The organism is Burkholderia sp. ZZQ-2 (assembly GCF_050768715.1).
GTDB lineage: Bacteria > Pseudomonadota > Gammaproteobacteria > Burkholderiales > Burkholderiaceae > Burkholderia > Burkholderia cepacia.
This window is the reverse complement of record NZ_LDVA01000112.1, coordinates 1-14,601: the sequence shown is the minus strand read 5'-3', so window position 1 is coordinate 14,601 and position 14,601 is coordinate 1. Positions and strand designations below refer to the sequence as shown.

General features: G+C 69.1%; 16 protein-coding genes and 1 pseudogene. 11 read left to right on the top strand and 6 right to left on the bottom strand.

The annotated features are described in order from the left end of the window. From ABY44_RS06335 to ABY44_RS06320, 4 genes and pseudogenes are all read left to right on the top strand, one after another. Nucleotides 1-622 (top strand): annotated as a pseudogene (locus ABY44_RS06335) (transcriptional initiation protein Tat); the annotation flags it as partial. An 8-nt stretch (nt 623-630) separates the two neighbouring features. Continuing rightward, complete coding sequence (locus ABY44_RS06330) at nt 631-1,695, top strand: molybdate ABC transporter substrate-binding protein (RefSeq protein ID WP_060170568.1); 1,065 nt, start codon at nt 631-633, stop codon at nt 1,693-1,695. Between the two features lie 60 nt (nt 1,696-1,755). Continuing rightward, nucleotides 1,756-2,442, top strand: coding sequence for a c-type cytochrome (locus ABY44_RS06325; RefSeq protein ID WP_060170531.1), 687 nt, complete (start codon nt 1,756-1,758; stop codon nt 2,440-2,442). Then, nucleotides 2,439-3,377, top strand: a complete 939-nt coding sequence (locus ABY44_RS06320; protein ID WP_060170529.1) for a c-type cytochrome — start codon at nt 2,439-2,441, stop codon at nt 3,375-3,377. Before ABY44_RS06325 ends, ABY44_RS06320 begins: the two co-directional genes overlap by 4 nt. A gap of 52 nt (nt 3,378-3,429) precedes the next feature. Here the strand turns inward: ABY44_RS06320 and ABY44_RS06315 are convergent, their stop codons facing one another. The 3 genes from ABY44_RS06315 to ABY44_RS06305 form a co-directional block, all read right to left on the bottom strand. Beyond that, entirely contained in the window at nt 3,430-5,352 is a 1,923-nt protein-coding gene (locus ABY44_RS06315; protein ID WP_060170527.1) for an SMP-30/gluconolactonase/LRE family protein, read from the bottom strand. A gap of 460 nt (nt 5,353-5,812) precedes the next feature. After that, entirely contained in the window at nt 5,813-6,244 is a 432-nt protein-coding gene (locus ABY44_RS06310; RefSeq protein WP_060170525.1) for a GFA family protein, read from the bottom strand. Between the two features lie 100 nt (nt 6,245-6,344). Next, entirely contained in the window at nt 6,345-7,538 is a 1,194-nt protein-coding gene (locus ABY44_RS06305; RefSeq protein WP_027790560.1) for a porin, read from the bottom strand. Nucleotides 7,539-7,843: 305 nt separating this feature from the next. On the opposite strand from ABY44_RS06305, the gene ABY44_RS06300 reads away from it, so the two are divergent. The 5 genes from ABY44_RS06300 to ABY44_RS06280 all read left to right on the top strand — a co-directional run bounded on the left by ABY44_RS06300 (nt 7,844) and on the right by ABY44_RS06280 (nt 10,709). Next, on the top strand, nt 7,844-8,476 hold the full coding sequence (locus tag ABY44_RS06300; RefSeq protein ID WP_021161182.1) for a LysE family translocator: 633 nt from the start codon (nt 7,844-7,846) through the stop codon (nt 8,474-8,476). 12 nt (nt 8,477-8,488) lie between these two features. Further along, the gene (locus ABY44_RS06295; protein ID WP_060170524.1) at nt 8,489-9,025 is read left to right on the top strand and encodes a GNAT family N-acetyltransferase; all 537 of its coding nucleotides are present in this window, start codon (nt 8,489-8,491) and stop codon (nt 9,023-9,025) included. Between the two features lie 118 nt (nt 9,026-9,143). Next, nucleotides 9,144-9,878, top strand: a complete 735-nt coding sequence (locus ABY44_RS06290; RefSeq protein WP_060170521.1) for a metallophosphoesterase family protein — start codon at nt 9,144-9,146, stop codon at nt 9,876-9,878. 53 nt (nt 9,879-9,931) lie between these two features. Next, on the top strand, nt 9,932-10,543 hold the full coding sequence (locus tag ABY44_RS06285; RefSeq protein ID WP_431640974.1) for an alpha/beta fold hydrolase: 612 nt from the start codon (nt 9,932-9,934) through the stop codon (nt 10,541-10,543). Beyond that, nucleotides 10,521-10,709, top strand: a complete 189-nt coding sequence (locus tag ABY44_RS06280) for a hypothetical protein (protein WP_060170517.1) — start codon at nt 10,521-10,523, stop codon at nt 10,707-10,709. Before ABY44_RS06285 ends, ABY44_RS06280 begins: the two co-directional genes overlap by 23 nt. Here the strand turns inward: ABY44_RS06280 and ABY44_RS06275 are convergent. Both ABY44_RS06275 and ABY44_RS06270 read right to left on the bottom strand, forming a co-directional pair. After that, a complete protein-coding gene (locus tag ABY44_RS06275; protein WP_027790555.1) occupies nt 10,687-12,015 on the bottom strand; it encodes an ATP-binding protein in 1,329 nt (442 codons plus the stop codon). The genes ABY44_RS06280 and ABY44_RS06275 overlap by 23 nt on opposite strands. Then, nucleotides 12,012-12,752 carry a response regulator gene (locus ABY44_RS06270; protein WP_021161177.1) on the bottom strand — a complete coding sequence of 247 codons (741 nt, stop codon included), beginning with the start codon at nt 12,750-12,752 and terminating at the stop codon, nt 12,012-12,014. Before ABY44_RS06270 ends, ABY44_RS06275 begins: the two co-directional genes overlap by 4 nt. 242 nt (nt 12,753-12,994) lie before the next feature. Between ABY44_RS06270 and ABY44_RS06265 the strand changes: the two genes are divergently transcribed. Then, the gene (locus ABY44_RS06265) at nt 12,995-13,576 is read left to right on the top strand and encodes a thioredoxin family protein (protein WP_060170515.1); all 582 of its coding nucleotides are present in this window, start codon (nt 12,995-12,997) and stop codon (nt 13,574-13,576) included. An 82-nt stretch (nt 13,577-13,658) separates the two neighbouring features. Here ABY44_RS06265 and ABY44_RS06260 read toward each other — a convergent pair whose 3' ends face one another. Beyond that, complete coding sequence (locus ABY44_RS06260) at nt 13,659-14,297, bottom strand: FMN-binding negative transcriptional regulator (protein ID WP_060170513.1); 639 nt, start codon at nt 14,295-14,297, stop codon at nt 13,659-13,661. 123 nt (nt 14,298-14,420) lie between these two features. Here ABY44_RS06260 and ABY44_RS06255 point away from each other — a divergent pair. Then, a partial coding sequence (locus tag ABY44_RS06255; RefSeq protein WP_431640972.1) for a GntR family transcriptional regulator occupies nt 14,421-14,601 on the top strand: 181 nt, incomplete at its 3' end.

The following is a 14,601-nucleotide window of genomic DNA, read 5'->3' as shown; positions in this document are numbered from 1 at the left end:
GCCGCGACGGCGCGACTTCAAGACGGTGCCGATGATCCTCGAACGCCCCGACCAGTGGGATCACGCGGCGCTCGCCGAACTGACCGGCTACCGCGGCGGCCCGAAGCAGGTGTGGGACAACACCGAGCTCGGCGGCCCGTGGCTGAACCTGATGCGCAATTCGCTGAACGCGCAGATCTGGTCGTATCGCCATCCGGATTTCCTCGTCGTATCGGCCACGCACGGCAGCGCGCATCTCGCACTGTTCGACCAGGCCGCGTGGGACAAATACGGCCTCGCGAAATTCGCCGGCGCCGCCTTTCCGGCCAACACGCTGCTCGACGCGAAACCCGCGCAATCGAAGGGCGCACAAAACCACGAGTCGCCTGACGGCGCGTTCTCGTCGCACGACAACAGCATCGCCGCGCTGCAGCAGCGCGGCGTCGTGTTCCTGTCGTGCCACAACGCGATCTGGGAACTCGCAGAGCGGCTCGACGGCGCGAACGCGAATCCCGACAAGCTGCCGCTCGATGCGCTCGCGGCCGACCTGACCAACCACGTGATCCCGTCGGCAATCGTCACGCCGGGCGCGGTCGGCACGCTGCCCGAACTGCAGCAGGCCGGCTTCACGTACGCGAAATGAGCACCGCGATGACATCGATCTCCATGCAACCGCCGTCACCGTTGCTCCGCCGTCGGCGCACGCTGCGCGCCGTGCTGGCCGCCTGGCTCTGCTGCGCATCGGCGCTGTCGCTCGCCGCGCCGGCCGGCCCCGCCGCGAACGTCTTCCCGCCCTGGCAGGACGGCCGCAACAACGACGCGACGCATCGCGGCCTCGAATTCACGGTGCCGCAGGTCGACGTGCTCGCCGATTTCCACGGCGACCTCACCGCGCCGAAGCTCGTGCTGTTCGTCGGCGGCAACTATTTCTTCGCGATGGCGCCGCTCGTCGCGAAGTTCGAGGAAGACCATCCCGAGTACCGCGGCCGCATCTACTGGGAGACGATCCCGCCCGGCCTGCTCGTGAAGCAGATCCAGGCGGGCGGCACGATCACCGTCGGCAACATGACGTGGACGGTCAAGCCCGACGCGTATTTCGCGGGACTCGGCAAGATCGACGGCTTGATCGCGGACGGCACGCTCGTCGGCCCGGCCGTGCCCTACGTGACGAACCAGCTGACGATCATGGTGCGCGCCGGCAATCCGAAGCGCATCGCGTCGCTGAACGACCTCGCGCGGCCCGACGTGCAGCTTGCGATGCCCAATCCTGCATTCGAAGGCGTCGCGCGGCAGATCCGCGCGTCGCTCGTGAAGGCCGGCGGCGACGCGCTCGCGCGTACCGTCTACGACGACAAGGTGCGCGCCGGCACGACCGAGCTCACGCACATCCACCATCGGGAAACCGCGCTGTTCCTGATGCAGGGGCGCGCGGACGCGGGCGTGCTGTGGCAATCCGAGGCGGCGTTCCAGGAACAGGTCGGGCATCCGCTGATGCACATCGACATTCCGGCCGAGCAGAATACGACTGCGATCTATGCGGGCGCGATGGTGAAGGATGCGCCGCATCCGGAAGCCGCGCGCGCATGGCTCGCGTTCATCCGGTCGCCGAAAGCGTTCGGGATCTTCCAGCGCTACGGCTTCGGCCGATACGATGCGGCGACACCGCCGCAGCACCTCGCGCCAGCGCAGCAGGAGAAGCAGCCCGACGCGGGCTGACCGCGCGGCCGCGCCGGCTGCCCGGCGGCGCGCTCGCGGCCTACAACAAGGAGGGGACACGTGAACGGTACGGTGCACACACCGCGACGCCGGTTCGCGCCGCTGCTGCTCGCCGCGGCGACGCTGCTGGCCGGCCACGCGCGCGCGGACGACGCGACGCTCGGCAAGACGCTCGCGACACAGGGTTCGACGACGGGCGTCGCCGCCTGCATCGGCTGCCACGGCGGCCAGGGCGAAGGCAACGCGGCGGCCGGCTTCCCGCGCCTCGCGGGCACGAGCGCCGCGTATCTGTCCGCGCAGCTTGCCGCGTTCGCGGACGGCAGCCGCCAGAATCCCGTCATGCAGCCGCTCTCGAAACTGCTGACGCCGCACGAGCGCGATGCGGTATCCGCGTACTTCGCGAGCCTGCCCGCGCCGGCCGGCATCGTCGCCGCCGACGACACGTCGATCGATCCGGCGAACACCGGCGCGTGGCTCGCGACGCGCGGACGCTGGTCGCAAGGCCTGCCCGCATGCGCCCAGTGTCACGGCCCCGGCGGCCTCGGCGTGGGCAGCGCGTTTCCGCCGCTCGCGGGCCAGCCCGCCGCCTATATCGCCGGCCAGTTGAACGGCTGGAAACACGGCACGCGCCCGCCCGGGCCGATGGCGCTGATGCCGGCGATCGCCGGCAAGCTGTCCGACGCCGACATCGACGCAGTGGCCGCCTACTACGCACGCGGCGGCGCCGCGCAGGGAGACAAGCGATGATCGACCGCACGACGCTGATCCGCCGCACCCGCACGGCATTGCTCGGCGCGGCCTGGTTGCCCGCGCTCGCGTTCGCGGCCGCACCGCAGGATGCACCACCGGCCAACGCTTCCGCATCCGCGCCTTCCGCCGTTGCGGCGGCAGCCAGGCCGTTCGCGCCGCCCGCCGAATCCGCGATCCCCGCCGACGAGTTCGGCAAGACCGTGAAGCTCGGCGAGCAGATCTTCCTGCACACGCCCGAGTTCGCGGGCAAGTACGTCGGCAACAAGCTGACCTGCGCGAGCTGCCACCTCGACGCGGGCCGGCGGCCCGATTCGAGCCCGATGTGGGCCGCGTACCTGCTGTATCCGGCGTACCGCAGCAAGAACGGCCATGTGAACACGTTCGCCGAGCGCCTGCAGGGATGCTTCCGCTACAGCATGAACGGCAAGGCGCCGCCGGCCGGCGACCCGATTCTCGTCGCGCTCGAAACCTATTCGTACTGGCTCGCGAAGGGTGCGCCGGTCGGCACGAAGCTGCCGGGGCAGGGTTTCCTGAAACTGCCGCCGCCCGCGCAGAAGGCCGACTATGCGCGCGGCGCCGCCGTCTACACGCAGCACTGCGCGCTGTGCCACGGTGCGGACGGCCAGGGGCAGTCGAGCGGCGGCAAGGCGGTCTTCCCGGCGCTGTGGGGCGCGCGTTCGTTCAACTGGGGCGCGGGGATGGGCGACATCCGCAATGCGGCCGGCTTCATCAAGGCCAACATGCCGCTCGGGCTCGGCGGCACGCTGACCGATCAGGAGGCGTGGGACGTCGCGACCTTCATGGACAGCCACGAACGTCCGCAGGACCCGCGCTTCACGGGCTCGGTGCACGACACGCGCGCGAAATTCCACGATTCGCCCGATTCGATGTACGGGCTCAGCGTGAACGGCCGCGTGCTCGGTGCGCCGTGACGCGGGCGCCGAGCAGGCCGTGCAGACCGCGCGGCCTGCCCGGCCCGCGCGTTCACGGACGCCAGCGATACACGATCATGCTGGTGCCGTTGTAGTTGTCCTTCGTGATCACGTATTCGCCGGTCGAGCGCAGGTACGCGCGGATCCCGTACATCGAGTCGACGTCGTTGCCGACATCCATCGCCGACGTGTTCGAGTTGGTCAGCGTCGTGACGAGGGCGCCCGTGTTGAGATCGAACACGTCGACGTTCGGCACGGTGTGCACGTAGCCGACGAACAGGTAGTGGCCGGCCGCCGCGATCGATTTCGGGTTCGCGCTCGTCAGGTTGATCACCGGGTTCGGCGCGCTCGTGTTGCCGTTCTTCCAGCCGTGATAGACCTCGATATGCCCGTTCATCGCGGTCCAGTCCCAGTTGCCCGCGAGGCCCTGCGCGAGGATCATCGTGTCGCTGTCCGCCTGGTAGATGATGCGCGTGACGGGCGCCACGGTACTCGGCACGGCCGTCGTCGTCGGCTTGCCCCACGACGGCTTGCCGGTCGCGTCGAAACCCGTCATCGGGTAGCGGGTAATCACGTTGGAGCCGTTCAAGCCTGCCCAGACGTCGCCGTTGCCGTCGATGTCGAAACCGGCCGTGACCTGCAGCGTCGTGTTGAACGGCTTGCCCGGCAGCGAGCCGGCCGGATTCGCGATATAGCCGGTCGCCGGCGTGAAGTAGTAGAAGTTGAAGTTACCGGGGTTCTGGCCCGACGCGACGAGGATCCGGTTGCCGCCGACCGTCACGAGCTGGCCGAAGTGCTGGCCGCGCTGGTAGTCGTTCATGTCGAGGCGCGGGTCCTTCGGGTAGCTGAACGGATCGACCGTGTTCGCGACGAACGTGCCGCCCGCCGAGCCCGTGTACACGTTGTTGCCGCTATAGAAGAACGCGCCGTCGGTCGCTGGGTCGGGCGCGGCGATCGCCTCGAAGTTCAGCGCCTGCAGCTTCCATTGCAGCGCGCCCGTCGGGCCGTATGAATGCAGGTCGGTGCTGCCGTTGCGCCCGAGATCCCAGCCCCCGCCCCACGCATTATTGAGCACGTACAGGTTGCCGCCGGCATCCTTGCCGATGCCGACCACGCGCGTGAAGCGCTTGTCGCCGACCTGCCCCTTGATGCCCGATGTCGTGTCGAGATAACCGCCCTGCACGCCGAATGTGCCGACCTGCTGCGGCGACCCGGCGAGGCTGTAGAGCTTGATGTTCATGTCCGGGCCCTGGTCGCCCACCAGCAACTGCCCCGTCGACGCGTCGAAATACAGCGCCGACGGCCGTGCGCCGGCCGCCATCTGGATCGTGTTCATCAGCGTGCCGGTCGCGCTGTACTGCACGACCACGCCCGCGCTCATGCGCGCCACCCACAGGTTGCCCGCCGCATCGAGCGCCAGCGCACCGGGCCCGGTCACGCCGATGTCGCGCTGCCAGACGCCGTCGGTCGTATAGACGCGCACGCGGTTGCCGTAGAAGTCGCTCGCATACAGCAGGTTGCCGGCGGTCGCGAGGCCGGTGATCACGTCCGGATTCGGCAGGCCCGTCCACGTGCTGACCGGGATGCGCAGGTCGCGCTGGTTCGTGCCGCGGTTGTAGCGGCCCACCGAGCCGCTGCCGAAGTTGCGGTTGTAGCCGAGCGCGACGAAGATCGACGTCGCGTTGCCGGTGATCGCGCCACCCTGGAATTCGTCGTGGATGCCGATCGTGCCCATCGGCTGGCCGTTCTGGTAGAGCGCGACACCGCCCGCGTTCTCGTCCCAGCGCGACGCCGTGTAGATCACGCCCTCGGGGGCGACCCACATCGAGCGCGCGGCGTTGCCCACGTGCTGGGCCAGCGTGCCGTACGTGTTCGCGAGCCAGTCGGTCGAGTACGACACCTGCGCGTGACTCGCCGGCGCCAGCATCGCCATGCACATTCCCAGCAATGCCGCCCGAATTTGTTTCATTGACATGAATAATGCTCCCGAACGTTCAATTGTCGACACTGTAAATCGCGGCGCATGAAATATTGGTGATTCCGGCTAAAGCGCATTCGCCTTCATCCCGAATTATTCACGCCATTCTTTTTGCCGTCCGGCGCTTTTCCGTCAACGATGGTCAAACCCGTCCATCACGCCGCAACGGCTTGCGGGCCGCACGGTTTCGGCGCTTTTCCCCGGCATTTTCTTCCGGATTGCTCAATGCAAATACGTCATTTTTTCTGAATTACCCGCATTGCCTTTTTCATTCCCCGGAAATGGGTTCGATGATTACAAATCGAAATTGAAATGAAAGGGAAAAAATATTGTCCGGCTCGATCGCGTCGGTGCGATTCGGCGCGGCGGCATGCGGCGGGAGGAAGGAAGAAAAGAGAAAGCGGGATACGGCGGAGAGAACCGCGCGCCGGCCATGCCGGCACGCAGCCGCGATCGTTCAGTTCGCGTCGTCGAGGGTCGGGCCGTCCCAGCCGTCGAGGAATTTCGGCAGCGCGTCCACGACGTCGATCACGCGGTGCCGGTAGAACAGGTGCATCGTCGGCTGCAGGTCGCCGGGCAGTTGCCCGCCGTGCGCACGCGCGGCCAGGCTGTTCGGTACGACGCGCATGCCGAACCGGTTGGTGCCGCATACGATCTCGCCGCAGGACGCGCAATACATGCGCGACATCGACTTCGCCGGATGCGGGAACGTCGCATGGTCGCCCTCGACGGCCACCTGCTCCGGCGGCCACGCGGTCGCGGACAGCACCGGCGTGCCGTAGAAATCGCGGCAGGTCGCGCAATGGCAGTTCGCGCGCGCCGCCGGCTCGCCACGCAACGTCACGGTGACGGTTCCGCACAGGCAACTCGCGGAATGCGTTCGGGTCATGTCGTCTCCTCGAAAAACGGAGGCGACAGTATAGGGGCATGCCTGCAACGTCGCCCGCATCGGCTGCGGGCAACGTTGCGGGCGCAACGATCGCGGCGCGTCAGAACTTCTGGCGCAGGCCGAGGCTGACGATGGCCTGCGACCGCGAATCGGACGAGTGGCCGTTCGCCTTGTCGGACACCGACGCGGTCGCGGCCACCGGCCGGCCGAGCGCGTCGAGCGTCATGCCCGATGCGTGCTGGTACGCGCCGAGCAGGTACACGCTGGTGCGCTTCGACAGGTCGTAGGTGGCGCCGAGCGTGACGTTGTGATACTGCGCGCGGTCGTCCACGCCGTCGACATCGCTGCCGCGCGTGTAGCTGTAGCCCGCGAACAGTTGCGTCTGCGGGCGCACGTTCCAGCGCGTGAACACGCCCGCGACGTTGAACGTCGCGTGGCCCGTGAACCGCGACTGGTCGCCGCTGCGGTACTGCACGTTGCTGTAGTTCACCCCGACGACGGCCGGGCCGAAATCGTAGGTCGCGCCGGTCGCGATGATCTGCTGCGACTGCGCGCTCGCATAGCCTTCGTTGATCGACGAGTTGAACAGCCCGTCGTCGGTGCTCTGCCACTTGCCGGCCGTCGGGTCGGTCGCGCCCGTCTTGCTGTTGTCCGATCGCTCGTAGCCGACGCCGACACGCAGCGGGCCCGCCGCGTACGCCGCGCCGACGCTCCACGTGTTGCGCTGCTTCATGCTGCCCGGCTGGCTGCCGAAACCGTACAGCGCGCCGAACGTGAAACCCGAGTAGTTGGCGCTCGTGTACTTGATCGAGCTGTTGACGCGCGCCGTCTGGTCGAGGTCGTCGATATCGCCCGGGTGCGCGCCGAAGCCGCCGATGAACGACGACGGGCCGACCGGGCTCACGAAGTCGTCGAGCGACGTGTACTGGCGGCCGAGCGTGACCGTGCCGTAGCGGTCGCTGCCGAGGCCGACGAACGCCTGGCGGCCGAACTGGCGGCCGCCCTGGCCCGACGTGCCGTTCGTGATGTCGAAGCCGTTCTCGAGGACGAACAGCGCGCGCATCCCGCCGCCCAGATCCTCGGAACCCTTGATGCCCCAGCGGCTGCCGGACAGGTTGCCGGTCGTGAGCCCGACGTTCGAATGGCCGGTGTACGCGCCCGCGGAGCCGACCCGTTCGTTGCTGCGATAGGTCACGCCCGCGTCGACGATGCCGTACAGCGTGACGGAGCTTTGCGCGGCGGCGACGCCCGCGAGCGAGAGCAGCAGCGGGGCTGCGATCAGTTGCTTGTTCATGATTGTCGTGTCTCCGGGCGGTGAACCCGTTGTTCTGGCTGTCAGTTGCGAGTAGCGCGCGGGCGGCGAGATCCGCCGGCGGTGCGAGGCCGGCATCGTCCGCGCGCGACGACGCGGCGGGCATGCCCGCTGCGGCCGCCATGGTAGATGGAACCGGTTTCAATCTGAAGCGGAATAATGAAAAATGTTTATTGCCAAAATCGAGATAGTCGACCGGGCGGCCGTGTGCGCAGCGCGCCGTCCCTGTACAGCCCGGGCGGGCGCAGCCGATAATCGAGCGCGCCCCTTCCCTCGGGAGTTCCGTCATGCATGAAACGACCCTGCTGGTCTTCGCCGCCGTCGCCTTCGTCGGCATCGCGACACCCGGCCCGACCGTGCTGCTCGCGCTGACCAACGGCTCGCGCTACGGCGTGCGACGCGCGGCCTACGGCTTCGCGGGCGCGATGCTGTCCGATTTCGTGCTGATCGTCGCGGTCGCGCTCGGCCTCGGCGCGCTGCTGATGGCGTCGGCGTTCTGGTTCTCGGTCGTGAAGTGGCTCGGCGCCGCTTACCTCGCGTACGTCGGCATCCGGCTGCTGATGTCGAAGGGTTCGCTCGACGTCGCCGCCGCGCACGGTGAAGCGGTATCCGGGCGCAACGCGTCGATCTTCGCGAAGAGTTTCCTCACGGCGGTGACGAACCCGAAGGGCTACCTGTTCTTCTCTGCGTTCCTGCCGCAGTTCCTCGATCCGTCCGCGCCACTCGCGCCGCAATACGTCGCGCTCGCGGTCACCTTCGCGCTGCTCGACGGCGCGGTGATGTTCGGCTACGCGCTGCTCGGCGCACGCGCGGTGCGACTGCTGAAGCGCGCGGGCGCGCTGTGGCTCGAACGCACGTGCGGCGCGATGCTGCTCGCGCTCGCCGGGTCGCTGGCGCTGTACCGGCGTCATGCGGCGTAGGAGCGGACACCGATGAAAATCGCCGCACCGCCCCGCTCCGGCTTTCCCGGCCTGTCGCTCCGCCAGCTCGAACGCGCCGACCTCGACGCGTGGTACGCGTACCTGTCGATGCCCGACGTCTTCCGCCACACGAGCTGGAACCTGCGCTCGCCCGACGATCTGCTGCCGCTGTTCGACACCATCGAATCGACCGACCCCGATTCGGTCCGGCGTCTCGCCGTGATCGACGACGCGTCGGGCGCGCTCGCCGGGACGATCGGCCTGCATACCGTCTCCACCGCGAACCGCTCGGCGGAGATCGCATACGATCTCGCGCCGTCGCACTGGGGGCGCGGGGTCGCGAGCGCGCTGTGCGCGGCCGTCACCGCGTGGGCCTTCGCGGACGGCGGCTTCATGCGCATGCAGGGCGTGGTGCTGACCGGCAACGCGGGCTCCGCTCGCGTGCTGCAGAAGTGCGGCTACCGCTACGAAGGGCTGTTGCGCGCGTACAGGATGGTGCGCGGCACACCGGGCGATTTCGAGATGTACGCGCGCCTCGCGACCGACTGACGCGCCACCCGCGGCTTCACGCCAAACCGCTCGCGGCCTGCGGCATTGCACGCGCACGCCATTGGACGGCCTGCGCCGAATTGGCGACAATCGCCGTTCCCTTCCCCGACGATCCGCCATGAAAATCGCCGCGCTGTCCGACATCCACGGCAACCTCGCCGCGCTCGACGCGGTGCTCGACGACGTCCGCCGCCGCGGCGCCGACGTGATCGTCAACCTCGGCGACATCCTGTCGGGGGCGCTCCATCCGCCCGAAACGGCCGACCGCCTGATCGCGCTCGACCTGCCGACCATCAGGGGCAATCACGAACGGCAACTGCTCGACGGCGATCGCGAGTCGATGCGGCTGTCGGATCGCTGGGCGCACGACACGCTGCGCGCCGACCATCTCGAATGGATCGCCGCGCTGCCCGAGCGCGCGACGCTCGACGGCGACGTGTTGATGGTGCACGGCACGCCCGGCAGCGACCTCGCCTATTTCCTCGAAACCGTCACGCCCGACGGCTGCCGCGCGGCGACGCCCGCGGAAATCGCGAAACGCGCGGGCGACGAACCGGCATCGCTGATCCTGTGCGGCCACACGCACATCCCGCGTACGGCCAGACTCGACGACGGCCGGCTGGTCGTCAACCCGGGCAGCGTCGGGCTGCAGGCGTACGCGGACGACCTGCCGCACCCGCACCGCATCGAGACGGGTTCGCCGCATGCGCGCTACGCGATGGTGTCGCGCACGGCGGCCGGCTGGAACGTCGAATTTCATGCGGTCGAATACGACTGGCACACGGCGGCCGCCACCGCGGCATCGCGCGGGCGCGACGACTGGACCGTCGCGCTGCGCACCGGCCGGTGCTGACACGCGCCGCCCGCCGCCCGCTGTTACTTCATTCACAGGAAAACCGCGCCACCATGCCCGTTCCGTCGCAACTGCTCTTCCTGCCCGGCGCATCGGGCAGCACCGCCTTCTGGCAACCGCTCGCCGGCAGCCTGGCGCATCCGGCCGAGCGCCGGATCGTCGACTATCCGGGTTTCGGCGACACGCCGCGCGATCCGGCCGTCGACGATTTCGACAGCCTCGTGCGTCATGTCCTGGAAACGATCGACCGGCCGACCGCAGTGATCGCGCAATCGATGGGCGGCGTGATCGCGATGCGCGCGGCGCTCGACAAGCCCGGCCTGGTCACGCACCTCGTACTGACGGTCACGTCCGGCGGGCTCGACATGGAAGGGCTCGGCGCGCAGGACTGGCGGGCCGGGTTCGCGCAAGCCAACCCGCAGCTGCCCGACTGGTTCCTGACGTTCCGTGCCGACCTGTCGCGGGACATCGGCCGCATCGCGCAGCCGACGCTGCTGCTGTGGGGCGACGACGATCCGCTCAGCCCCGTCGCGGCCGGTCGGCGCCTGCTCGAGCGGCTGCCCGACGCGCAGCTGCACGTCGTGCCGGGCGGGCGGCACGATCTCGCGGCCGTGCATGCGGCGACGCTCGCGCCGCTCGTCGATGCGCATCTGCGGCGCGTGTGACGTCGCGCGCGTCGGCGTCGGCGTCCGCTTCGGCTTCGGCTTCGGCTTCGGCTTCGGCTTCGGCTTCGGCTTCGGCTTCGGCGTCAGTTTCCGCTACGGCTTCGGCACGAACCTGAAACCACACGGCCACGCGCCGCCCCCCGTCACCCCGCATTGCGCAGCGTGAGCCGCGCCTCCAGCCCGCCGCCGTCCGCCCGGTTGTTCAGCGTGAGCGTGCCGCCCATCGCAAGCGCGAGTTGCCGCGCGATCGCGAGGCCGAGCCCCGTGCCGCCCGTCTCCCGGTTGCGCGACGTCTCCACGCGCCGGAACGGCTCGAACACCGCGTCGAGCTGATCGTCCGGAATGCCGGGCCCGCGGTCGAGCACGGCGATCACCGCGCCGCCGTCCGGCGCGGCGTGCACGTCGATCTCGGCCGCGCCCGCGAACTTCAGCGCGTTGTCGACGAGGTTGCCGACGATGCGGCGCAGCGCCTTCGGCCGCGTGACGAGCGCGAGCGGCGCGCGGCTGTGCAGCGCGACGTCCTGCCCCGCATCCGTGTAATCGCACACGATGCTGTCGAGCAGCGCATCGAGATCGATGCGGCGCGCGGCCTCCTCGGTGCCGTGCAGCGTCCGCGCATACGCCACGCCCTCCTTCACCAGATGCTCCATCTCGAGCAGGTCCTGGCGCAGCTTCGCGCCCTGCGTGTCGTCGTCCATCACGTCGACGCGCAAGCGCATTCGCGTGATCGGCGTCTGCAGGTCGTGCGAGATCGACGCGAGGATCTGCATGCGCTCGGCCATGTACTGCGCGATGCGGTCCTGCATCGCGTTGAACGCCCGGGCGGCGCGCGCGACTTCCGACGGCCCGCCCTCGTTCAGCCGCTCGCCCTTCAGGTCGGGGCCGAGCGCATCGGCGGCCTGCGCGAGCTGCTTGAGCGGCCGCGTCGCGAGCCGCACCGCGAGCCAGCAGCACGCGGCCAGCACCGCGAGCTGCAGCAAGAGCACGACCGGCAGCCAGCCCGACAGCGGCACCGTCGACATCGGATGGATGTCGATCGTGAGCGGCGACCCGTCGGTCAGGCGCAGATGCACCTGCAGATGTTCGCGGTCGCCGGGGATCGCGTTCGCGGTCAGCGGGTAGTCGCCGCCGATGCCGTCGGAAATCGACCGCTCGACGCGCGCCGACAGCCGCGCTTCCGGCGGCGTGCCGGTCTCGCCGGGCCCGAGGATGAACGCATAGCTGCGCCGCGCGAGGCGCGGCAGCCAGGCGGCCCGCTCGGCCGGCGGCAGGTGGTCGAGCAGCGCGACCGAGCTGGCGACCTCGCGCTCGATGTAGCCCATCATCAGGTTGGTGGTCGCCTGGTCGCGCTCGGTCACCGTGAGCCAGAACGACAGCGTCTGCGCGAGCGCGAGGCCCACGCACAGGATCAACGCGAGCCGCGCGAACAGCGAGCGCGGCCAGTGCCACGAGGTCAACGTGCGCGCGCTCATGGCGTACCGTCGACGGCGGTCACGGCCGACGAGAACACGTAGCCCTCGTTGCGCAGCGTCTTGATGTAGCGCGGCTCGCGCGCGCCGTCGCGCAGGCGCTGGCGCAGCCGGCTCACGAGCAGGTCGATCGACCGGTCGAACGGGTCGGACTGCCGCCCCTGCGTGAGATTGAGCAACTGGTCGCGCGTCAGCACGCGCTGCGGGTTGTCGAGGAACACGCGCAGCAGCCGGTATTCGGCGCCGCTCAGCGCGACCAGCGTGCCGTCGGTATCGAGCAGGTGGCGTCCGGTCGTGTCGAGACGCCATTCGCCGAACGCGAGCATCGCGGCCGTTTCCGTCACCTGCATGCCGGGCGGCAGCATGCGTGCGCGCCGCAGCACCGAGCGGATCCGCGCGAGCAGTTCGCGCACCGCGAACGGCTTGGCGAGGTAGTCGTCGGCGCCCATCTCGAGGCCGATGATGCGGTCGGTTTCCTCGCCGCGCGCGGTCAGCATCAGCACGGGCACCGTGCGGAACTTGCCCGCGCGCAGGTCGCGGCACAGCGTGAGGCCGTCCTCGCCCGGCATCATCAGGTCGAGCACGATCAGGTCGGGCGCGCCGTCGTCCAGCACGTTGCGCATCTCGCGGCCGTTCGCGGCCAGCGATACGCGCATGCCGTTCTTCTCCAGATAATCCGCGATCAGTTCGCGGATCGCGCGATCGTCGTCGACGATCAGCACGTGGTCGATCTTGTCCATGGGTCGTTTCGGTATCGAGGTATCGATGAGTCGATGAGTCGAGGCAGGCGATGTCCGCTTTTATACCGCACGGCGGGCGCGCGTTTGTATCCCAATGTATCGCGCCGCCGTGACGACACACAACATTGCACACGCGCGGCTTGCCGGACACATCGCAGATACGTCGGCGCCGCCTAATGGGGCCTGTCGAAACCCGTCCGGCCGCCGCCTCCGAGCGGCGGCCTCCCGCTCAGGAGAACGCCATGCTGCCCCGACTCAAGACCGCCGCCCTCGTCATCGCCCTCGCCGCCACGGCCGGGCTCGCCGCGTTCGCCGGCACCCGCGACGATGCGAGCATGCCGGCCTCGCAGGCCGGGATGGCGGCACCGGATTTCACGGGCATCGACCGCTGGCACAACAGCGCGCCGCTGACGCTCGGCCAGTTGCGCGGCAAGGTCGTGCTCGTCGATTTCTGGACGTACTCGTGCATCAACTGCATTCATACGATTCCGTACGTGAAGGAGTGGGACCGCAAGTATCGCGACCAGGGGCTCGTGGTGGTCGGCGTGCATACGCCCGAGTATCCGTTCGAGCGCGACGCGGGCAACGTCGCCGATGCGATCAGGCGCTTCGGCATCCGGTACCCGGTCGCGCAGGACAACCGCTACGACACGTGGCGCGCGTACGGCAACCAGTACTGGCCCGCGCTGTACCTGATCGATGCCAACGGAAAGGTCGTCTATACGCGCTATGGCGAAGGCGCGTACGACAAGACCGAGGCCGCGATTCGCGATGCGCTCGCGCAGGCGGGAGAAGGCACGAAGGGCGCGACGCGCACGCAATGACGGGCGCCGGTGCGCGGGCGTGGCACGCGCCCGCGCACGCCGCCGGGGTCACGGCGTGCACGCCGCTTGCACGTCGCGCGCGTCACTCGCGTTTCGCGTCGGCCGCCGCGAGCATCGCCTCCCCGATCGCGAGGCTGCCCTCCGCGACCAGCGCTTCGCCCGCGCCGCGGATATCGGCTTCGTCCTTGTTCTGCCCGAGCTTGCGCTTGCCGACGAGCCGCGTGATCTCGATCTGCAGCCCGACGATCGACGCCAGCATGCTGTCGATGTAGTCCTTCGGCGCGTCGCCCATCTTCCACGGCACCGGCTGCGACGCCTCGTGCGTGCGCGTCAGCCGCGCGACCACGCCGCGCACGAACTTCTCGTCGTCGCGCACCGTGATGCGGCCGTGCGCGTGCACGACCACGTAGTTCCAGGTCGGCACCTGCCGGTGCGCCACGTGCTTGCTCGGATACCAGGTCGGCGAGATGTAGGCGTCGCCCGCGCGGAAGATCGCGAGCACCTCGTCGCCGTTCGCGACGTCCTGCCAGACCGGATTCGCGCGCGAGACGTGCGCGTGCAGCTCGCCGAGCCCGCCGTCGTCGGGCAGCAGCTCGAACGGAATGTGGTTCGCGTCGAGTCCGTTCCTGCCGTGCGTGATCAGGCTGCCGAACGGATGCTGCACGATCAGCTCGCGCATCGCGTCGGGGTCGGGCTCGTTGAATTCGGCGGGGACGTACATGTCGGCTCCACGGTCATGCGGGGTTGGAAACGGCGCGGGCGCGGGCCCGTCACCCGCCGATTGTGACTTCAAACTGGTTTATGCTGTAGAGCCGGTTTGGAACAATTTCAGCAGACCAGAATCATGGCAAGAACGACCCGGATCGTCGAAATCCCGTCGCTCGGCGCGCTCGACCGCGCGGCCGGCGACCTGAGCCGCCAGCTCGCGCAGGCGCTGCGCGAAGCCGTGCGTCGCGGCGACGTCCGGCCGGGCGACGCGCTCCCGTCCACGCGGCTGCTCGCCACGTCGCTGCAGGTTGCCCGCG